16 protein-coding genes are annotated in these 19774 nt (G+C 70.9%); 9 read left to right on the forward strand and 7 right to left on the reverse strand.

Annotated elements, in window-relative coordinates:
* Positions 1 to 123 precede the first annotated feature (123 nt).
* On the reverse strand, positions 124 to 732 hold the full coding sequence (locus ACFV2J_RS04300; protein ID WP_385090348.1) for a TetR/AcrR family transcriptional regulator: 609 nt from the start codon (positions 730 to 732) through the stop codon (positions 124 to 126).
* Positions 733 to 999: 267 nt separating this feature from the next.
* Between ACFV2J_RS04300 and ACFV2J_RS04305 the strand changes: the two genes are divergently transcribed.
* From ACFV2J_RS04305 to ACFV2J_RS04320, 4 genes are all read left to right on the forward strand, one after another.
* Positions 1000 to 1392: an ester cyclase gene (locus ACFV2J_RS04305; RefSeq protein WP_385090345.1), complete on the forward strand. Its 393-nt coding sequence runs from the start codon at positions 1000 to 1002 to the stop codon at positions 1390 to 1392.
* A gap of 85 nt (positions 1393 to 1477) precedes the next feature.
* The gene (locus tag ACFV2J_RS04310) at positions 1478 to 2164 is read left to right on the forward strand and encodes an SDR family NAD(P)-dependent oxidoreductase (RefSeq protein WP_385437263.1); all 687 of its coding nucleotides are present in this window, start codon (positions 1478 to 1480) and stop codon (positions 2162 to 2164) included.
* Between the two features lie 201 nt (positions 2165 to 2365).
* On the forward strand, positions 2366 to 2860 hold the full coding sequence (locus ACFV2J_RS04315) for a pyridoxamine 5'-phosphate oxidase family protein (RefSeq protein WP_385090336.1): 495 nt from the start codon (positions 2366 to 2368) through the stop codon (positions 2858 to 2860).
* A gap of 363 nt (positions 2861 to 3223) precedes the next feature.
* Positions 3224 to 4606: an MFS transporter gene (locus tag ACFV2J_RS04320; protein ID WP_385437265.1), complete on the forward strand. Its 1383-nt coding sequence runs from the start codon at positions 3224 to 3226 to the stop codon at positions 4604 to 4606.
* A 44-nt stretch (positions 4607 to 4650) separates the two neighbouring features.
* On the opposite strand, the gene ACFV2J_RS04325 is transcribed toward ACFV2J_RS04320, so the two are convergent.
* The 4 genes from ACFV2J_RS04325 to ACFV2J_RS04340 form a co-directional block, all read right to left on the reverse strand.
* Positions 4651 to 6858 (reverse strand): xanthine dehydrogenase family protein molybdopterin-binding subunit, encoded by a 2208-nt coding sequence (locus ACFV2J_RS04325; RefSeq protein WP_385090334.1) that lies wholly within the window; start codon positions 6856 to 6858, stop codon positions 4651 to 4653.
* Positions 6855 to 7844 (reverse strand): FAD binding domain-containing protein, encoded by a 990-nt coding sequence (locus tag ACFV2J_RS04330; RefSeq protein WP_385090331.1) that lies wholly within the window; start codon positions 7842 to 7844, stop codon positions 6855 to 6857. The genes ACFV2J_RS04325 and ACFV2J_RS04330 overlap by 4 nt, the downstream gene beginning before the upstream one ends.
* Positions 7831 to 8361 (reverse strand): (2Fe-2S)-binding protein, encoded by a 531-nt coding sequence (locus ACFV2J_RS04335; RefSeq protein ID WP_385090328.1) that lies wholly within the window; start codon positions 8359 to 8361, stop codon positions 7831 to 7833. The genes ACFV2J_RS04330 and ACFV2J_RS04335 overlap by 14 nt, the downstream gene beginning before the upstream one ends.
* 360 nt (positions 8362 to 8721) lie before the next feature.
* Positions 8722 to 9285 carry a GNAT family N-acetyltransferase gene (locus tag ACFV2J_RS04340; protein ID WP_385090325.1) on the reverse strand — a complete coding sequence of 188 codons (564 nt, stop codon included), beginning with the start codon at positions 9283 to 9285 and terminating at the stop codon, positions 8722 to 8724.
* Positions 9286 to 9508: 223 nt separating this feature from the next.
* On the opposite strand from ACFV2J_RS04340, the gene ACFV2J_RS04345 reads away from it, so the two are divergent.
* Both ACFV2J_RS04345 and ACFV2J_RS04350 read left to right on the forward strand, forming a co-directional pair.
* Complete coding sequence (locus ACFV2J_RS04345) at positions 9509 to 11875, forward strand: glycoside hydrolase N-terminal domain-containing protein (protein WP_385090322.1); 2367 nt, start codon at positions 9509 to 9511, stop codon at positions 11873 to 11875.
* Between the two features lie 464 nt (positions 11876 to 12339).
* Positions 12340 to 13356, forward strand: a complete 1017-nt coding sequence (locus tag ACFV2J_RS04350) for a methyltransferase (RefSeq protein ID WP_385096478.1) — start codon at positions 12340 to 12342, stop codon at positions 13354 to 13356.
* A gap of 199 nt (positions 13357 to 13555) precedes the next feature.
* Here ACFV2J_RS04350 and ACFV2J_RS04355 read toward each other — a convergent pair whose 3' ends face one another.
* Complete coding sequence (locus ACFV2J_RS04355; RefSeq protein ID WP_385096481.1) at positions 13556 to 15004, reverse strand: aldehyde dehydrogenase; 1449 nt, start codon at positions 15002 to 15004, stop codon at positions 13556 to 13558.
* A 366-nt stretch (positions 15005 to 15370) separates the two neighbouring features.
* Here ACFV2J_RS04355 and ACFV2J_RS04360 point away from each other — a divergent pair, with 366 nt between their 5' ends.
* Positions 15371 to 16171 carry an SDR family NAD(P)-dependent oxidoreductase gene (locus tag ACFV2J_RS04360; RefSeq protein ID WP_385096484.1) on the forward strand — a complete coding sequence of 267 codons (801 nt, stop codon included), beginning with the start codon at positions 15371 to 15373 and terminating at the stop codon, positions 16169 to 16171.
* Between the two features lie 92 nt (positions 16172 to 16263).
* Here ACFV2J_RS04360 and ACFV2J_RS04365 read toward each other — a convergent pair whose 3' ends face one another.
* Positions 16264 to 16950 carry a TetR/AcrR family transcriptional regulator gene (locus ACFV2J_RS04365; protein ID WP_385437271.1) on the reverse strand — a complete coding sequence of 229 codons (687 nt, stop codon included), beginning with the start codon at positions 16948 to 16950 and terminating at the stop codon, positions 16264 to 16266.
* Between the two features lie 215 nt (positions 16951 to 17165).
* Here ACFV2J_RS04365 and ACFV2J_RS04370 point away from each other — a divergent pair, with 215 nt between their 5' ends.
* Both ACFV2J_RS04370 and ACFV2J_RS04375 read left to right on the forward strand, forming a co-directional pair.
* The gene (locus ACFV2J_RS04370) at positions 17166 to 17570 is read left to right on the forward strand and encodes an STAS domain-containing protein (protein ID WP_385097331.1); all 405 of its coding nucleotides are present in this window, start codon (positions 17166 to 17168) and stop codon (positions 17568 to 17570) included.
* An 89-nt stretch (positions 17571 to 17659) separates the two neighbouring features.
* Positions 17660 to 19195, forward strand: coding sequence for a GMC family oxidoreductase (locus tag ACFV2J_RS04375; RefSeq protein WP_385097328.1), 1536 nt, complete (start codon positions 17660 to 17662; stop codon positions 19193 to 19195).
* Positions 19196 to 19774: the final 579 nt, after the last annotated feature.

The following is a 19774-nucleotide window of genomic DNA, read 5'->3' on the forward strand; positions in this document are numbered from 1 at the left end:
CGGCCTCTGCCCAGCGGCCCGGGCGCCTGCCCGTCGTCGCCCCGCCGGCTCTGTGGCACCGCGGGGCGGGCCGGGTGGTGCGCGCCACAGGCGAACGAGCCGGCGTGGGGTGCCGGGCGGGCCTCAGGAGAGGGGCCAGTTCCGCAGGGCGGCGTCGGCCAGTTCCTGGAGTTCGTCGCGGCCGACTCCGCTCGCGGCCTGTACGGCGATGCCGTAGGCGAGGGTGGTGACGTAGCGGGCCTGTAGCCCCGGATCGGTCCGCGGAGGCAGGTCACCGTCGTCGACGGCTCGCTGGAACCGCTCCCGGACGAGGGAGTAGCCGCTGTTGCGCCAGGCGACGAGGAGGTCACGGACCTCCTGCCCGGAGTCGCTGGTGGTCAGGGCTCCCTGGACACCCAGGCAGCCGTTCGGACTGGCCGGGCGGGTGGTGGTCCGAACGGTGCCGGCCAGGATCGCGGTGGCGACGCCGAGGGCGGTGGGCTCCTCCATGGCCCGGGCCAGGTACGCGCTCGGGCCTTCGGTGTAGCGCTCCAGGACCTTGCGGAACAGCGCCTGCTTGTTGCCGAAGGCGGCGTACATGCTGGTGGTGGAGATGCCCATCGCGTTCGTCAGGCCGGCCGTGCTGGCCCCCTCGTAGCCGTGCTGCCAGAAGACCAGCATGGCGCGCTCAAGAGCCTCGTCGGCGTCGAACCCCCGCGGTCGGCCGACGGGGCCGCTCTGTTTCGTCTCCACTCCCCCATCCTACCCCTTCTGCATCGATCACTACAGAAGTGCTAACCTCGGACTTCCGTAGCGATCGCTGCACAAGTCGAAGGGACTGCTCCCGTGGGAGTGCTGGAGGGAAGGACCGCCTCTCGTACGCGGCGACCCAGGCCGCCACCCGGTCGCTCTCCCGGACCCGGGCCAACGAGCTCGAGGGACCGGCATCCGAGCCGACAAGCAGACCGGAGAGGCGAGGGCAGCCCCGGTCAGGAGCTGCCCTTCAGAAGGGTCGACCTCATGTCCGACAGTGATCTGCGCGCTTTCTACCTGCGCTACATCGAGGCGCTCAACGCCCACGAGTTCGACGGCATGGACGAGTTCATCGACGACCGCACCACCCTGAACGGCGAACCGGCCACCCGGGACGATCTCGTCGCGGTTCAGAAGCATGACGTGGACGCGGTTCCGGACCTCCACTGGGAACTGAAGGAACTGCTCTTCGACGGTGACCGTCTGGCCGCGCGCCTGGTCAACACGGGGACCCCGGTGAAGGAATGGCTCGGTGTCGCCCCCACCGGCACCTCGTTCGAGATCGTCGAGTACGCCATCTATCAGGTCCGCGACGGGCGGTTCGTGCACATGACCGCTCTGCACGACGCCGGCGAACTTCTCCGGCAGCTCGCGGGCTGACCTCCGGGATCAGCGCGACCAGTTCGAAGAGCGTTCCGGACATCACCATCGGCCCACCCGGGCCGCACGACTCATGAGGACACGCATGACCATCACACTGATCACCGGGGCCAACAAGGGCATCGGATTCGAGACGGCCCGACAGCTTCTGGCGCTGGGCCACGTCGTCTACATCGGCGCCCGTGACGTCGAGCGGGGCGAGAAGGCGGCGGCGACGCTCGGCGCGCGGTTCGTGCAGCTCGACGTGACCGACGACGCATCGGTGAGCCGCGCTCTCGCGACGATCGACTCGGCCGAGGGGCGGCTCGACGTCCTGGTGAACAACGCGGGCGTCCTGGGGGACGGAGTCACCGACGGTCCCACGGCGCTACGGGCCTTCGACACCAACGCGGTGGGGGTCGTACGGGTCACGGAGGCGGCGCTTCCCCTGCTGCGCAGGTCCTCGAACCCGACCGTGGTCACCGTTTCGAGCAGCGCCGGGTCGTTCTGGGCGGTGACGAATCCGGACCGGCCGGAGTTCAGCCTTCCGTTGGCGCTGTACTCCGCGTCCAAGTCGGCGGCCACCATGCTCACGGTTCAGTACGCCAAGTCCCAGCCCGGCATCAAGTTCAACGCGGTCGAGCCCGGCACCACCGCGACCGACCTGACCGCGGCGTTCGGTGTCGGAAGGCCGCCGGAGGAGAGCGCCGGGGTCGTCGTGCGTCTCGCCACGCTAGACGCCGACGGTCCGACGGGAACCTTCCAGGACGAGAACGGGGAAGTGCCCTGGTAGCAGTCTGAGAACGCACCCGCATCGCGCAAGTCACCACCTCGCACGCGGCGTTGCCCACCCCGGACCATGGCACGGTGGAGCAGCGCCGGCAGTGCGGCCACGGGCCGCCGGACCGGACCAGGTGAGCCGTCGCGTGCCCCACGGTGATGTGGTTGAGCCCCGGCACCACGGTGGTGCGCGATTCACGAAGGAGTTCGTGTCATGACAGACGGCGGCCTCACGGCCCACGCGCGGGCCATCATCGACGCCAACCTCTACCTGATCCTGGGCACGGCCGACCGGGACGGCCACCCGTGGACGTCCCCGGTCTACTTCGCCCCGGGAGGCGACCGCGAGTTCTACTGGCTGTCCGCCCCCGACGCCCAGCACTCCCGTCATCTCGCCGGGCGTCCGCAGGTGAGCATCGTCATCTTCGACTCCACCGTCGCGCCGTACCACGGCCGCGCGGTGTACGCGGTCGGGGAGGCACGCGAGTTGTCGGGCCGCGACGTCGACCGCGCGCTGGAGGTCTATCCGCGGCCCGACGATGGAGGCGTCACGTCCTTCACCCGACAGGAGGTGACCGAGCCGGCCCCGTACCGCCTCTACCGGGCGACGGTGTCGGACCTCTGGGTCCTGTGTCCGCGGGAACCCGGGCAGCCGTGCCCGCTCCACGGACTCGGCAAGGACCACAGGGTCCGCGTACCGGCTCCGTGACCACGCCGGGCGGTGCTCTCCGCCGAGTTCCCTGAACCCGACCTGCCTCGCCCCATGGGGGGCGTCACCTCGCCGAGGCTCGCACGGCGGGGGTCCCGCCCCGCCGGCGGACCGAAAATGCCTTTCGCGCCGGGACGCCGAGGGCTACGGTCTGGGCGCGGGCGAGTGACCTACCGAGTGACCTACAAGGAGCTGAGACGTGGCCGGTTCTCCGAGCGCGCGCTGACGTCGTGGGCCGTGAGCGGCCCGTCATCGCGTGCTGCCTCTGATGGTGCGGCACGGCGAACTGCCCCTGCCCGGACCGCCGGCGCATCTTGCGTGTGCTCGGTGGCGGGCCTCCTTGCCGGCAAACAAGGGATTCCCGTGCCGCCCGCTTCCTCCGCCGTGTCCGATTCCGGTCGCCCTGCCGCGTCAAGCCTGTGGCGGGACGTCGACTTCCGCAGACTCTGGACGGGGCAGACAGCGTCCCAACTCGGCGAACACGCGAGTCTGGTTATGCTGCCGCTCTTCGCCGTCGTCACGCTCCACGCCAGTGCGGGCCAGTTGGGCCTCCTGCGCGCGGTGGGGCAGGCGCCGGTCCTGCTGCTGTCGTTGTTCGTCGGCGCGTGGGTGGACAGGTGGCGGACCCGCACGACGATGGTGCTCACGGACGTCGGCCGGGCCCTGGCCCTGGGCGGCGCCGCCGTGGCCGGTCTCCTCGGCCGGCTCGGCCTGCCGGGCCTGCTGGCGCTCGCGTTCGCCGTCGGGGCCCTGTCCGTGTTCTTCGACGTGGCGTACCAGGCCTCGCTCGTACGGCTGGTGGAACGCGACCGGTTGGTGCGGGGCAACAGCGCGCTGGAGGGCAGCCGGTCCGCGGCGCAGACCGCCGGTCCCGCTCTCGGCGGAGCGTTGGTGTCCCTGCTGTCGGCGCCGGTCGCCGCCGCCTCCGGCGCGCTGTTCTTCGCGCTGTCGTTCCTGTCGATCCGGCGGATCCGGCGGATCGAATCGGTCCCGGAGCGTTCCGAACGGCCCCCTCGGGTCTGGCGGCGCATTCATGAGGGCCTGCGTTTCGTCGTCGGCGACACCGTGCTTCGGACGGTGTGCCTGGCCTCGGCCGCCTTCCAGTTCTCCTTCGCCGCGACGACGACCGTCTATCTTCTCTTCCTGCCGCGGGAACTGCGTCTGTCAGGCACCGTCGTGGGGCTGGCCCTCGCCGCGGCGGGACCCGGCGCGCTCCTGGGCTCGCTGCTGGCCGCGCGCCTGCCGAACCGGTTCGGTCACGGCGCGGTGCTCGTGTCCGCGGCGGTACTCGGGGACGGCGCCTTCCTGTGGGTGCCCGCGCTGCACGGCTCCTCCCCGGTGACGGTTGCCGCGCTCCTCGCGATCGGCTTCGTGTTCGGGGCCGGCAGCCAACTGGTGAACGTCACGGTCATGGCCGTCCGGCAGGCCGTCACTCCCGACGGGATGCAGGGCCGCGCGGCCGCGACGATCACCTTTGTGGGCATGGGGCTGACCCCGCTCGGCTCCCTGCTCGGCGGATTCCTCGCGGAGGAGTGGGGGTCGCGCAGCAGCCTCCTGCTGACGGCAGCGGGCATGATGCTGTCACCGGCGGTGATGGTCCTGTCCCCGCTCGCACGACTGGGACGGACCCTTCCCGCGTCGCGGGACACGCCGCCCACAGCCACGTCACCGACGGCCGGCCGCCCTGAAGTCCACGAGGCGGCCGGGCCCGGGACGACCCGCCGTCCGGCAGCCGACGCCGAGTGACGCCGGGGGGACGGACCTCCCCCCGGAGGGCGTCCTGCGGACCTTCACAGCAGGGCGTCGGGGGTGATCGGCAGATCGCGCAGACGCTTCCCCGTCGCGTGGTACACCGCGTTGGAGATCGCGGGTGCGATACCGACCAGGCCGACCTCGCCGACACCCTTGGTCCCCGTGGCGCTGCCGCGGTCCGGCTCGCCGACGAAGATCACGTCCAGCTCGGGGACGTCGGCGTTGACCGCGATGAGGTAGTCGCCGAAGGTTCCGTTGGCGATGCGGCCGGTGTGCGGGTCGGTGACGGTGTCCTCGTACAGGGCCATGCCGATGCCGCCGACCGTGCCGCCGATGATCTGGCTCCGGGCCGTCTTCGCGTTGAGGATGCGGCCGCCGTCGATCGCGGAGACCACCCGCGCGACGCGGATGAGTCCGAGGTCCGCGTCCACCCGGACCTCCACGAACTTCGCGCCGTACGCACCGGCCGGGGACATGCCCAGCTCGGTCGCGGTCGGCGGCGTGCTGTTCCCGTACGCCGTGAGTTCGGACATGCCGTGCCGGGCGAGGATGTCGACGTACGACTCCCCGCGGTCCGGTCGGCCGGCCGGGTGGACCCTGCCTCCGCCGCACTCCACGTCGTCCGGTGACACCCCTCGCAGCGGCGAGTCGGCGTCACCGGCCGCGAGTTCGGCGAAGGAGCGCACCAGGCGCTGACAGGCGTCGTGGACGGCGTTGCCCAGCGCGCCGGTCAGACCGGAGCCGCCCGCCATCATCGAGTTGGGCATGTCGGAGTCACCCAGGTCGAATCGGACCAGGTCCAGGGGCAGACCCATCTCCTCGGCGGCCAGTTGGGCCATCACGGTGTACGTGCCGGTGCCGATGTCCGTGGCCGCGCTGCGCACCAGCGCGCTGCCGTCGCTGTTGACGGTGGCCTGCGCCGCGCAGGGCTGCGCGAAGTAGGGGAACATCGCGCTCGCCATCCCGTAGCCGACGAGCCAGTTCCCGTCGCGCATCGAGCGCGGCTCGGGGTTCCGGTCGTACCAGCCGAAGCGGCGCGCGCCGGCCTCGTAGCACTCCAGGATCGCCTTGCCCGTCCAGGGCAGCCCGTTGCGCGGATCGACGTCGGTGTGGTTGCGCACCCGCAGGTCCAGGGGGTCCATGCCCAGGGTGTAGGCCAGTTCGTCGAGCGCCGACTCCAGCGCGAAGTTGCCCTGCGCCTCGGCGGGGGCACGCATGGACGTCGGCACCGCGATGTTGATCCGCGCCTGCCGGTCCCGTGTGATGACGTTGGGGCACCGATAGGCGAAGGCGGTTCCGGAGGAGAACGGCTCGAAGTCGGTGTCCTCCATGCTCAGGGAGATGAGGCTGCGGTGGTCGACGGCGACCAGGTCGCCCTCGCGCGTGGCACCTACGCTCAGCCGCTGCACCCCGCTGGGCCGGTGCCCGACGGAGGTGAACATCTGCGGCCGGGTCAGGACCAGCTTGACGGGTCGCTTGAGCATCCGGGCGGCGATGGCGGTCAGGATCAAGTGCGGCCACACGCGCAGTCCGGCGCCGAAGCCTCCGCCGACGTAGGGCACCAGGACCCGTACCGAGCTCTCGGGGATGCCGAAGACCATGGCCAGGGTGGTGCGCACCATGGACGGCCACTGGCTGGTGTCGTGGACGGTGAGGGTGTCGCCCTCCCACACGGCGAGCGTCGCGAAGAGGCCGAGGGGGTTGTTGGTGTTGTCGGCCGTCGTGTACGTGCGCCTGACGGTCACCTCGGCGGACTCCAGCGCCGCACCGGGGTCGCCGCGGGAGGTGTCCATCTCCCATGGATCGAGGACCTGTTCGGCCCGTGGGTCCCTGAGGTCGAGCAGTGGTTCCTCGACCTCGTAGTCGGCCCGCACCAGGCGCGCCGCGGCCGTGGCCTGCTCCGGGGTCTCGGCCACCACGAAGGCGATGTGCTGCCCGTGGTGCAGGATCCGGTCGTTCCTGAATGGCGGCGGGGGCGAAGCCCCGAGCACCGTCGTCGGGCCCGTGCCGACCGACGGGACGTTGTCGTGGGTGATCACGGCCAGCACGCCCGGCGCGCCTTCGGCGGCCTCGGTGTGCATGCGCACGATGCGGCCCGCGGCGACGGTGGACTGCACCACGGCGCCGTAGGCCTGTCCGGGAATGCTGAAGTCCATCGGGTACGGGGCGGTTCCGGTGACCTTCTTCGGGCCGTCGACCCTGTTGACGCCCGCGCCGACCAGCGGCCTGCTCTCGACGGTGCTCATGCCGTCACTCCTGAGACTGTCTGCAGCTCGCGCACCAGCGTGCGGCGGGCCAGTGGCACCTTGAACGCCGTGCCGGGGACGGTGAAGGCATCGCGCATCGTCGCCTCGGCCGCGTCCGTGAACGTGGCGGTCGTGGCCGGCGCGCCCGTCAGCACGTGCTCGGCCTCGTAGGCCCGCCAGGGCTTCGTCCCCACCCCGCCGAGGCCGACCCGGGCGCGCCGGATCGTGCCTTCGTCCATGAGGAGCAGTACGGCGGCGGAGGTGAGGGCGAACTCGTACGACGTCCGGTCGCGGACCTTGAGGTAGCCCGAATTCGCGGCCGCCGGTGGCAGCGGGATCTCGACCTCGGTGATCAGCTCGGCGTGCTCCAGGACGTTCTCGCGCTGCGGGCTCTCGTCCGCCGTCACATAGAACTCCGTCAGTGGCACGGTGCGACGCTCCGACACCCCCTGGATGTGCACGAGCGCGTCGAGCGCCACCAGGGCGACGGCGAGATCCGAGGCGTGCAGCGCGATGCACCGCTCGCTCGCACCGAGTACGGCGTGCATGCGTGCCACGCCCTCGACGGCGGCGCAACCGGAGCCCTGGGCACGCTTGTTGCACGCCTGGACCGTGGGGTCGCGGAAGTAGCGGCAGCGTGTGCGCTGAAGCAGGTTGCCTCCGATGGTGGCCATGTTCCGCAGCTGCACCGAGGCTCCCAGCAGCAGCGCCTCGCGCACCACGGGCAGCCGCTCGGCCACCGTGGGATCGGCGGCCAGTTCCTCCATGGTCACGAGCGCCCCCACATGAAGGGATTCGCCTCGTCGTTCGATGCCGTGGAGGGGGAGCCGGGTGATGTCGATCAGCCGCGGTGGCTCCAGGACCCCGTCCTTCATCAGGTCCAGCTGCGTGGTACCGCCCGCCAGACACGACGCGGCCGGGTCGTCCGCCAGCAACCGCACGACTTCCTGGGTGTCGGCGGCCCGCACGTAGTCAAAGGTCCGCATCGCGGCCTCCTCGGGACGCCACGTCGCGTACGGCGGCCACGATGTTGGGATAGGCGCCGCAACGGCACAGGTTGCCGCTCATGAACTCCCGGATCTCCTCGTCGGAGCCCGCCCGGCCTTCGGCCAGGAGAGCCACCGCGGACATGATCTGCCCGGGAGTGCAGAAGCCGCACTGGAAGGCGTCGTGCTCCATGAACGCCTGCTGCACCGGGTGTGGTCCGTCGGGCCCGGAGACGCCTTCGACGGTGGTGATCGCGCGGCCCTCGGCCTGCGCCGCCAGGGTCAGGCAGGACAGCACTCTGCGGCCGTCCACATGGACCGTGCACGCGCCACAGGCTCCCTGGTCACAACCCTTCTTCGTGCCCACCAGGCCCAGCCGGTCGCGCAGGGCGTCCAACAGGGTGACCCGGGTGTCCAGGCGAAGCGTGTAGGGACGGCCGTTCACGTCGAGTGTCACGACCCGTTCGATGATCGCGGGGCGCTCGTCCACGTCCCGCCTGCTCGCCACGTCCGTCATCGCGTCCTCCTCCGGACGGGTCGCTAAACGACTCGAGCCCCTCTTGGGGGCGGATCCGGTGAGTAGGTTCGACTGATTTGCGCTACTTCATAGACTTTTCCCACCATATAGGCCAGTCAGGTGATTCCGCGCGGGCACGGCCGGAACAAGGGGCCCGCCTGACGGGATCTCTCCCCACCGCTCAAGAGGCGCGGATACCGGCATCACCGGTCTGGCCAGTCACGCAATCGATGCGACGCAGGTGGCCGAAGTGGAAGGTTCAACTTCTTCGAGGGTTCCGCCCGCCCTCCGACGGTCGCACGTCGGCGGCCGGCTGCCGGATGCCCGATGCCGGATGCCGGACGCAGGGCCGGCGCCGGGTCAGGAATCCCGCCGCGCGAAGGACGCGGGCGTGAAGGTGAACGCCACGTAGGAGCGCCCGGCCACCTCGAAGGACGCCGCCTCTCGCATCCCGTAGTGCCGGTGCACGGCCAAGGAGCGCTCGTTCGACGTCTCCACGAAGGCGACGCCCAGATCGAAGGCGCCCTCGAGTTCACGGCTCAGCGCGACGAGCAACTTCGTCAGTACGCCGCGGCCTTGGAAGCGGACGTCGACCGCGACGGGACCGTAGAGGAACAGCCTTCCGGGATCGCGGCCCTCCGCCGCCCGGAGTACCGCTTCGACGGCGGCAGCGGCCGGGTGTCCTGACGGCAGGCCGACCGGTTCGCTCGTCATCGCGAATCCGGCGAGTTCACCGGCCTCCTCGGCGACGAAGACGCCGGGACCCTCCTGGAAGCGGTCGAGGACCTCCTGGTTCATGACCCCCTGCACGAACCCGCGCCGCGCCCGTTCCTCGTCACCGAGGTTCAGTCCGCGCGCCTCGTCCATCAGGGACAGGATCGCGCGGTGGTCGTCGGGACGAGACTTCCGCACGGTGATCGTCACGGGGCGATGATACGCAGCCGGGGCGTCCTCACCCGGTCCGGACCACCGTTCCCTACGTTTCATCGGATGAGTGGACCGTCTTTGTCGATGCAGATCCCCTTTATTCAGAAATGCACCGCACATAGGTGGGATCAATGATGCGCTCGACCATTGACGCGACAAAGATCTGGCTCATATTTTATGAATTAATCTTGCGCGCCTCCCGCTGAAGGGACCCTGTGCCGTGCCCTCTTCCTCTCGTCGTGACTTCCTGCGCCTCACCGGCGCTGCTGGTGGTGGCCTCGCGGCTTTCGGCGGTATGCCGCCGTTCGTCGCACACGCCGCTCCCGACCGCCCCACCCACGTGCCCCTCGTTCCGGAGGCCGAGGCGACCACCCTCTGGTATCGCACGCCGGCCGCCGAGTCACGCGTCATCCAGGAGGCCCTGCCCCTGGGCAACGGCCGGCTGGGCGCTCTGGTCGGCTGCGACCCGGCGGACGACTTCCTCTACCTCACGGACGGCTCGTTCTGGAGCGGCGGACGCAACGACACCCTCACGGATGACGGCCAACTCCCCTACGGGCCCGACGACTTCGGCAGCTTCGGGCTCCTGGCCAAGCTCCGGATCACGCTGCCGGACCACACGACCCGGACGATCAGTGACTACAGACGCAGCCTCGACCTGAGCAACGGTGTCGTGTCCGCGACCTACCGCCACCGCGGGGCCCGCTTCCGCCGAGAGGCCTACGCCAGCCATCCGGACGACGTCGTCGTCATCAGACTCACCGGGGACGGGAGCCATACCGGCACCATCTCGCTGGAGGGCACCCACGGTGAGTCCACCTCGGCCGCCGGGCGGCAGCTCTCGTTCGCCGGTACGTTGAAGAACGGCTTGCGGTACGCGGCTTCGGTGAGCGCGGTCAGCAGCACGGGGAAGATCTCCGTGGACGCGGGCAAGCTGTCCTTCTCCGGGTGCCGTGAACTGCTGATCGTCCTGTGCGGAGGCACCGACTACTCGGCCGACGCGGGCAAGGACTTCCGCGAGCCGTCCACCGACCCGCTCGCCGTGGCCCGCACGAAGGTCTCCGCCGCGGCGAAGGTGTCCGGCACCACCCTGCTCGGCACGCACGTGGACGACTACCGGCGCCTGTACGACCGCTTCACGATCGACCTGGGCAACTCCTCGACGGTGCAACGGTCGTTGGACTCCTGGTCGCGCATCGCCGTCAGATACACCGACGCGTCCACGCCGGACCCGGAACTGGAGGCGGCGTACGTCCAGTACGGCCGCTACCTGACCATCACCGGTTCCAGGGACTGGCTGCCCATGAACCTCCAGGGACTGTGGATCCACAACAACAACCCCGACTGGTACGCCGATTACCACACGGACATCAACGTCCAGATGAACTACTGGCTCGCCGACCCGGCCGGGCTGGGCGAGAACGCCGAGGCCCTCGCCCGGTACTGCCGGTCCCAACTGCCCGTCTGGACGGACGTCACCCAGCGGCTCTACAACAACCCCGACAACCGGTTCCGCAACAGCAGCGGCAAGATCGCCGGCTGGGCCATCGCCTTCTCGACCAACATCCACGGCGGCAGCGGCTGGGCCTGGCACCCCTCGGGCAACGCCTGGCTCTGCAACTCGCTGTGGCGCCACTACGAGTACACCCAGGACCGCGCGTACCTCAAGACCATCTACCCGGTGCTCAAGGGGGCCGCGGAGTTCTGGAAGGCACGGCTCGTCACCACCACGGTCACCGACCCCGACGGTGCCGAGCGCGAGGTGCTGATCGACGACACGTCCTGGTCACCCGAGCACGGACCGGACGGCAAGGGCAACACGTACGCGCAGGAACTGACGTGGGAACTCTTCCGCGAGTTCGCGACCGCGGCCCGCGTCCTGGACCGGGACGCGCAGCTCGCCGCGGCTCTCGACGAGATGCGGGCCAGGCTCTACCTTCCGCGGGTCAGCCCGAAGAGCGGCTGGCTCGAGGAGTGGATGAGCCCGGACAACCTCGGTGAGACCACGCACCGGCATCTGTCGCCCCTCATCGGCTTCTACCCGGGTGACCGTATAGCCGCCGACACCAGCCCGCCCGAACTGATCGACGGCGTACGCAAGTTGCTCACCGCCCGGGGCATGGACAGCTTCGGCTGGGCCTGTGCCTGGCGGTCGCTGTGCTGGTCGCGTCTGAAGGACGCCGAGAAGGCGTACCAGCTCTACCTCACCGTCCTGCGTCCGTCGATGAACAACGGCAACGGCACCTCGGCCAACTGGTTCGACATGTACAGCCAGGGCAGTTACACGATCTTCCAGATCGACGCGAACCTCGGTGGCCCCACCGCGGCCCTGGAAATGGTCCTCTACTCACGGCCGGGAGTCATCGAACTGCTGCCGGCGTTGCCGCAGGCCTGGTCGGCAAAGGGTTCCGTCACCGGAATCGGCGCCCGGGGCGGCTTCGAGGTGGACTTCTCCTGGCGAGACGGCAGGGCGACCACCGCCACGGTCCGGAGCGTCGGCGGCACCCGAACCGAGCTGCGCGCCGGCACCCTGCGCAAGCAGATCACCCTCGCGCCCGGGAAGTCCGTGACACTGCGCCTCTCCTGAGACGACGGCGACGGACACCGCGCCTCCCCTCAGGCGACGGTGACGACGTGGCGGTCGCCCCACCGGCGAAGGGGTTCCTCGCCTCCGGCGCTCGCGCCCGGCGCGGGCCTCGGGCCGCACGCGCCGGCCGACACCCGGCCCACGCTCGGCGGCGCGCGGGCCGGGGTCGGACCCCACGACCGAGGAGCGCCGCGTCACCCGTTCGGCGGAGTTCTCCCTAGGCCTCGGCGCCCGCACGTTCGTCGCGTCCGCGCCGCGCTCGCCGCGCGACGTGCACCGCGTCGCGGGGCGACAGGACCGGTCCCAGGCCGCCCGCCGACGGGCAGGGGCGGCGGAGCGGACCGACGACGCCGGGGGCGGCGGCGCTCGGCGAGGAAGCGGACGTCCATCGGACGTGGACGGCGCGGGAACCGGCCGCCTGGAGACTGGTGCGCGCACGCTCTCCTTCGAAAGGACCGGCCTCCATGTCCGCACCCGCACCACCGCCCGCCGTCGTGATGTCGCAGCTGCTCGGCGGTTTCCAGGTCTCGCAGGCCCTCTACGTCGTCGCGAAGCTGGACGTCTGCACGCTGCTGGACGGCGGTCCCCGTACCGTCGCCGACCTGGCGGAGCGAAGCGGCGCGCTGGCGGACCCGCTCGCCCGGCTGGTCCGCACACTGACCATGGTCGGCGTGTTCCGCACCGAGGGCGATCTGGTGGCGACCACGCCGCTGGGAGCGCTGCTGTCCCGCGATCATCCGGCTTCGCTGGCGGCCGTGGCCGAGCTGTGGATGGAGACGCACTACGGGCCGTTCGCCGAGCTGCTGGAGACGGTACGGACCGGCGTACCGGGCGCCACCCGGTACTTCGGCAAGCCGATGTTCGCATGGCTGTCCGAGGACCCGGCGCGGTCGGACCTCATGACCCGCGCGATGGCCGACGTGACGGGTGCGCTGCGGGAGGGCGTGTTCGACGCGTACGAGCTTCCGCCCGGCCGGGTGGTGGCGGACATCGGCGGCGCGGACGGTTCGGTGCTGGTCCAGCTGCTCGCCGACCGGCCGGACCGTACCGGCGTGGTCCTCGACCTTCCGGCGGTTCGGCCGCTGGCCGTCTCGCGCCTGGCGGAGCAGGGCATGGGCGACCGGATCACGTTCACGGCGGGTGACTTCTTCGAGTCGGTGCCGGCGGCCGACGTCTACGTGCTCAGCCTCGTCCTGCACGACTGGGACGACGAGTCCGGCGCCCGCATTCTCGAGTCGATCCGGAAGGCCGCGAACCCGGGGGCCCGGCTGCTGGTCCTGGAAGGCGTGGTTCCGCCCGGGGACACGCCGCACATCATGAAGATGGTGGACCTGACCATGCTCGGCATGCTGCCGGGCAGGGAGCGGACCGAGCCGGAGTTCCGCACGCTGCTGGAACGGGCCGGGTTCACCCTCGACCGGGTGGTACCGACTCCGACCGTCTTCTCGATCGTCGAGGCGTCCGTGAACCAGGCGCGTTGATCACGACCGTCGTCAACACCTGTTGGTCCTCGGGGTGCTGAAGGGCGAGCACCTCCGGTGTGGTGGAGCCGTCCGGAACCGCACCACTCGGAGGTCCTCGTGTCCCGGCCGACGGCCGACGGCCAACGACCAACGACCAACGGCCCACAAGGACCGGCGATTCGGTGGTGCCCGCCCGTCTCCGAGGGACGGTCGCGCCTCAGGCGATGGTGACGGTCTTGTACTCGGTGTACGTGCCGAGGCCGACGGCGCCGTATTCGCGGCCGAGGCCGCTGTTCCTGAAGCCGCCGAAGGGGCCGTCGAAACCGATGGGGGCGCCGTTGACGGTGACGGTGCCTGTCCGCAGCCGGCGGGCCACGGCGAGCGCGCGGGCCTTGTCGGCGGACCAGACACCGCCGGAGAGCCCGTACTCGGACTCGTTGGCGATGCGGACGGCGTCGTCCTCGTCGTCGTAGGCGATGACGACCAGGACGGGGCCGAAGATCTCCTCCTGGGCGACGCGCATGGAGTTGTCGACGTCCGCGAACACGGTCGGGGTGACGTAGCTGCCGGCCTCCAGGCCCTCGGGGATCTGCGGGCCGCCGGTGACCAGGCGCGCACCCTCCTTGATCCCGATCTCGATGTAGTCGACGACGCGCTGCTGCTGGTCGCGGCGGACCATCGGACCGATGAACGTGTCCGGGTCGAGGGGGTCACCGACCCGGAGGGACTCGACCATCTCCTTGAGCGCGGCGACGACCTCCTCGTACCGGCCCCGCGGCGCGAGGATGCGGGTCTGCGCGATGCACGCCTCGCCGTTGTTGAGCAGGGAGCCGAACTTCAGTCCCTGGACGGCCTCTTGGACGTCGGCGTCGGGGAGGATCAGCGCGGCGGACTTCCCGCCGAGTTCCAGGCTGACGCGCTTGAGCTGCTGTCCCGCGATGGAGGCGATGGTCCGACCCGCCCGGGTGGAGCCGGTGAAGGCGATCTTGTCGACACCCGGGTGGGAGACCAGGTACTCACTGGTCTCGCGGTCGGCGGGCAGGACGCTGATCACACCCGGCGGGAAGCCGGTCCGCTCCAGCAGCTCGGCGAGGAAGCCCATGCTCAGGGAATTCTCCGGGGAGACCTTCAGGACCACGGAGTTGCCGGCGAGCAGTGCCGGGATGATCTTGGCGGTGGCGGCGGAGAACGGCGAGTTCCACGGGATGACGGCGGCGACGACACCGATCGCCTCCCGCCGCACCACGCTGCGGAAGGGGTTCGCCGGGTCGGAGGGCTCCAGCGTCTCCTCCCAGCCGAACTCCTCAGCCGCCTTGAAGTAGCCGTGGGCCAGCCTGGTGAGGCCGCCCTGTCCGGCCAGGGTGAACCAGCCGGCCGAGCCGTTCTCCGCGGTGATGAGGGCCGCGATCTTCTCCGCGTCGGCCTCACGCAACGCGTTGAAGCGCCGCAGGAGCGCCAGGCGCTCGGCGGGCGGAGTGTCCCTCCACACGCCCTCTTCGAAAGCGGTCCTGGCGGCGTCGACCGCGCGGTCCACGTCGGCGGGCCGGGCCTGGGCGGCGCGGGCGACGACGGACTGGTCGTGCGGGGAACGGATCTCCAGCAGCTCGGCGTCGCTCGGCTCGATCCAGGAGCCGCCCACAAAGAGCCGGTCGTAGGTCGTCGTCATGACTTCTTTCCCTTTCCTAGGCGCATTCCGCTCTAACTGCAACGTCACTGTAGCAGTACTGGCATTATTCACTTCATCATTGTGCTGACATGTGGCGCATGTGACACCACGGATCGACTCTTGCCGGTCAGAAAAGTCGCCGCCGTGTCGCGTGCCTCGTCGCGGCCGATCGCTCGACCGCGACGGGCCGCGCGGCGCGGGCCGAGCGACGGCCGGACGCACCGACCGGTAGCCGGGCACGCCGACCGACAGCCGAGCGCATGGATCGAGGTCGGCGACACGGATGTATACAGGTGTAGACTTACTCGCAGAACCCACTTCCTGCGCCGGTCACGGCATCAGGAGACCCAGGAGAAAGAGCAGGACATGAATCTCAATGTGACCGGGAAGCGCGCGCTCGTCACCGGTTCGAGCGCCGGGCTGGGCGAGGCCACCGCGAAGCTGCTGGCGGCCGAGGGCGCGGCGGTCGTCGTCCACGGCCGGGACAAGGAGCGCACGGAGAAAGTCGCGCGGGAGATCCGCGCGGACGGCGGGGCGGCCTTCACGGTGCTGGGCGATCTGGCCGACGACGAGGCGGCCGCCGAGGTCGCCCGGGCCGCGACCGAACACGGCCCCGTCGACATCCTCGTCAACAACGCGGGCTTCTACCGGCACCTGTCATGGGCGGAGGCGACCCCCGGCGAGTGGCTCGACACCTACAACGTCAATGTCGTCTCGGGCGTCAGGCTGATCCAGCACCTGGTCCCGGCGATGTGTGAGCGCGGTTGGGGACGGGTCATCACGATCGGTGGCGGTCTCGCCTCCCAGCCGATGAACACCCACCCGCAGTACAACGCCACCCTGGCGGCCAGGCACAACCTGGCGGTGTCGCTGGCCCGCGACCTCAAGGGCACCGGTGTCACCTCGAACGTCGTGTCGCCCGGAGCGATCCTCGTCGAGGCGACCAAGGACCTGGTCACCGAGATCGGACCCGCGCGCGGATGGGGCGCGTCGTGGGAGGAGATCCAGCCCAACGCCGTGCGGGCGCTCATCCCGAACGACCAGGAACGGTTCGGCGAGCCGGCCGAGATCGCGGCGGCGGTGGCGTACCTGTGCAGCGACCACGCCCAGTACATCAGCGGCGCGACCATCCGCGTGGACGGGGGACTCATCCGTTCCGCGTTCTGACCGGAAGGCCCCGCGGGCCCCGCGGGCCGCGCGGGCGGGCCCGGTACCCTCGCCGCGTCCAGCCCCCGGACGTCCGCGCCGCCGCGGAACGGCTAGCCGACGCCCCCGGCGCCGCCGGTGCTCGACCCGGCGTCGGGGGCAGCGGCAGGGGATGGCGCCGGGGCTGGGGCTGCGGCTGCATCTGGGGCTGGGGCTGAGGTTGCGCCGGCCTCCCCGGTGATCGGTTCGAGCATGCTGGTCAGAAGGTCCACGAGGTGATCGTCGTCGGCCGAGGCGAGCGCCGTGGTGCCGACGACGGTACGCAGCAACCACGTTCCCGCGACCAGGGCGAGTCCGAGCTGAGCCCGGACGTCCGCGTCGCGACCACCGAGCAGCCCCGCGAGGCGGGCACCCACGTGGTCGTCGATGCCCTGTCGAAGGATGTCGGCCGCCTCGGGGTCCGGTGCCGACCGGAGCAGCAGCAGGAACGGGTCCAGCCGCTCGGCGTCGGGCGCCGTGCGCTCCACGAGCGTGTGCGCGATGGCATGCGGCAGACCGGGACGTTCGTCGCCGACGATGGTCGGAGGGCTGAAGGCACGGTCCACCACTTGCGCGAACAGACGGTCCTTCGACCCGAAGTAGCGGTTGATCATCATCGCGGTCACGCCCGCCCGCCCGGCGATCTGCCGGACCCCGGCTCCGGCATAGCCGTGCTCGGTGAACTCGACGACCGCGGCGGCGAGGATCGCCTCCCGGGTCGCGGCGCTGTCGCGCCTGCGGACGGGCTGTGCGGCACTCATGACCATGAGCATACGGGGGGACGTGGTCGCGGCCGCGTGGGCCGGGAAGCCGCATCGAAGCGTCCTCACCCGGTCGAGTTCGGCCGCGACCACGATGCCGTCACGGCCCGGGGGCTCGTATGGTGGAGGAAGGGCGACATGTGCCGGTATCGACCGGTGTCACGAAAGGCGCGTCGCCGGGGGCTCCTGTTGCACCCGCGGAGAAAGAGCCAGCGATGCGAACCAACCTCATCCGCAATCACGCCATAGCCGTCAGCCACCACGAGCTCAACGGCTGGACCGTTTTCGAAGTCGACGGCGAGATCGATCTCCACACCGCGCCGCAGATGCGTGAGGCGGCGATCGGCCTCCTCGACCAAGGACACCGGTATTTCGTGCTGGACCTGTGCTTCGTCCCCTTCCTCGACTCCACAGGGCTCGGCGCCGTCGTCGCCATCACCAAACGCATCAAAGCCTGTCAGGGCTCGCTCCGCATCGCCTGCCCCTCCCCTCGGATACGCAGGGTCTTCGAGATCAACAGCCTTCAGCCGATCTACGACTTCTACGATTCGCCCCAGGACGCCACCCAGCACGCACCCACCCCCGACGGCCTCGCCCACTGGCCGCACCCCGCGATCTGAAACGCCGGCCGGTGTGAGACGCGGGGGCGCCCGCGCCACGAGCTCGCGGAGGAGGAGAGGAGGACAGGAAGGGAGGAAGGAAGGAGCGGATGCCCTCGACCGAAGAGTTCGACCACGTCGTCGTCGGCGCCGGTTCCGCGGGCTGCGTGATGGCGGCGCGCCTGTCGCAGGACCCTCGTACCCGTGTCTGTCTCCTGGAGGCGGGTGGCAGACAGCAGCCCGAAGCGGTGGCCGCGCCGCCGGCCTGGCCGACCTTGTCCGGCACGGAGGCCGACTGGGCGAACAGGACGGTCCCGCAGGCCGCGGCGGAGAACAGGGAGGTCCCGTGGCCGCGGGGCCGGGGCCTCGGAGGCAGCTCCGCCATCAATGCCATGAACTTCCTGCGAGGCCATCGCTCGGTCTACGACGGGTGGGCCGCGGCCGGAGCACCGGGCTGGGGGTACGACGACCTTCTCCCCTATTTCGCACGCAGCGAGAACGTGAGCGGGGTCGCCGGTCGTGACCCGGCCGTGCGGGGTACGTCCGGCCCGCTGCGGGTGGGGCCGGCACAGGACCGGCACCCGGTGGCCGAGGCGTTCCTGCGGGCTGCCGTCGCGGCCGGACACCCGGAGGTTCAAGACCTCAGCGCCGGTCTGGAGGAAGGCTTCGGATGGGGTGACCTGAGCATCGCCGACGGACGACGGCAGGACGCCTTGCACGGCTATCTCGGGCCCGTCATGAGCCGCCCCAACCTGCGCATCGTCACCGACGCCCTCGTGCACCGGGTGCACCTGGACACGCACGGACGCTGCGGGGGCGTGGAGTACGCCCACGGCGGGGACGTCGTCGTCGCGCGCTGTACGGGAGAGGTGGTTCTCTGCGCCGGAGCGGTGGGGTCCCCGCAGATCCTCCTGCTGTCCGGCATCGGCTCACCGCGGCACCTGCGGGACGTCGGCGTTCCCGTCACCGCCGACCTGCCCGGCGTGGGCGCGAACCTCCAGGACCACCCCATGTCCGGCATCGTCTACGAGTCCGCGCGTGCCGTGCCGCCGACCGTGAACAACCATGCCGAGGTCCAGGGTTTCATCCGCACTCGCCCGGACCTCACCGGCCCGGATGTTCAACTCCAGCTGGTGGACATGCCCTTGCGCGCCGAGGGCCTGCCGGGGCCGGGCGACGGGGAGGGTTACACCGTCCTGGTGGCGCTGATGACCCCGCGCAGCCGAGGGAGCGTCCGTCTCGCCGGAGCGGCTCCCGGAACCGCCCCGTTGATCGATCCCCGCTACTTCGACGATGACCGGGACCTCGACGTCATGGTCAGCGGGCTACGCGCGGCGCGGGAGATCGGGAACGGCGCGCCTCTCGCGAGCTGGCGTGGGCGCGAGGTCCTGCCGGGCCCCGGTTCGGTGCGCGACCAGGATCTGCGGGCCTACCTGCGCGGCAACCTGCGGTCCTACAGCCACTATGCGGGCACCTGCCGCATGGGGTCCGACGACGACGCCGTCGTGGGAGTCGATCTGCGTGTGCACCGGGTCCAGGGGCTGCGCGTGGCCGACGCCTCCGTCATGCCGTCCATCCCGTCCGCGAACACCAACGCCGCCGTCTACGCGATCGCGGAACGGGCCGCCGCGCTGATGACGGCCTGAGCGGACACCGCCCTCCGCCGCCGACTGCCGGTTCCGGCACCGCACCCGGCTGCCCGACCGCCCGTCATCCACGACGGCACGGACCACGGCTGCCAGCCGCCACGTCGGCCGGAAGACCTGCCCCGCCATGCCTCCGGCCCCTAAGGGCTGGCGCCGTGCCAGGCCCTGCGCCGCCGCTCCCGAACGGGCGGACGGACGGACCCCGACTCCGCAGAACCCGGTCGTGTCACGCCCGGTGACCGCGGCGAATCGACCGTGAGACCGCCGGCGACCCGGCTGGGGGAGGTCGAGCGAGCGGCGGTGCGGCGGACGGTCCCGGGCCGCGGCTCGTCCGCCCCCTGCGAGGGAGGGGCCCGCCCACCGAGTGCTCACGCACAACCGCGCTGACGCCGCTCGGCCAGGATTCCGCGGGAGGGACACCCGGGGCCAGGTCAGATGGGGAGCCCGCGGCCCGCGGCAGCGGACGGGAAAAAGCGAGTCCCGGCGCCGGGGGATAGGGGGGGGGGCTCGGTGGGAGCGCGCGGAGGCCCATCACCGGGATAGCACCGCCCGAAGCGGGGCCGCTTTGAGTTGTCCACC

The sequence above is a fragment of the Streptomyces sp. NPDC059668 genome, from assembly GCF_042734135.1.
Lineage (GTDB): Bacteria > Actinomycetota > Actinomycetes > Streptomycetales > Streptomycetaceae > Streptomyces.

Excerpts from the sequence above, each read along its gene's own strand:
- ACFV2J_RS04330 (WP_385090331.1), bottom strand. The coding sequence starts at position 7,844 with ATGCGGACCTTTGACTACGTGCGGGCCGCCGACACCCAGGAAGTCGTG.
- ACFV2J_RS04305 (WP_385090345.1), top strand. The coding sequence starts at position 1,000 with ATGTCCGACAGTGATCTGCGCGCTTTCTACCTGCGCTACATCGAGGCG.
- ACFV2J_RS04315 (WP_385090336.1), top strand. The coding sequence starts at position 2,366 with ATGACAGACGGCGGCCTCACGGCCCACGCGCGGGCCATCATCGACGCC.
- ACFV2J_RS04365 (WP_385437271.1), bottom strand. The coding sequence starts at position 16,950 with ATGAGTGCCGCACAGCCCGTCCGCAGGCGCGACAGCGCCGCGACCCGG.
- ACFV2J_RS04310 (WP_385437263.1), top strand. The coding sequence starts at position 1,478 with ATGACCATCACACTGATCACCGGGGCCAACAAGGGCATCGGATTCGAG.
- ACFV2J_RS04335 (WP_385090328.1), bottom strand. The coding sequence starts at position 8,361 with ATGACGGACGTGGCGAGCAGGCGGGACGTGGACGAGCGCCCCGCGATC.
- ACFV2J_RS04370 (WP_385097331.1), top strand. The coding sequence starts at position 17,166 with ATGCGAACCAACCTCATCCGCAATCACGCCATAGCCGTCAGCCACCAC.
- ACFV2J_RS04375 (WP_385097328.1), top strand. The coding sequence starts at position 17,660 with ATGCCCTCGACCGAAGAGTTCGACCACGTCGTCGTCGGCGCCGGTTCC.
- ACFV2J_RS04350 (WP_385096478.1), top strand. The coding sequence starts at position 12,340 with ATGTCCGCACCCGCACCACCGCCCGCCGTCGTGATGTCGCAGCTGCTC.
- ACFV2J_RS04360 (WP_385096484.1), top strand. The coding sequence starts at position 15,371 with ATGAATCTCAATGTGACCGGGAAGCGCGCGCTCGTCACCGGTTCGAGC.
- ACFV2J_RS04325 (WP_385090334.1), bottom strand. The coding sequence starts at position 6,858 with ATGAGCACCGTCGAGAGCAGGCCGCTGGTCGGCGCGGGCGTCAACAGG.
- ACFV2J_RS04355 (WP_385096481.1), bottom strand. The coding sequence starts at position 15,004 with ATGACGACGACCTACGACCGGCTCTTTGTGGGCGGCTCCTGGATCGAG.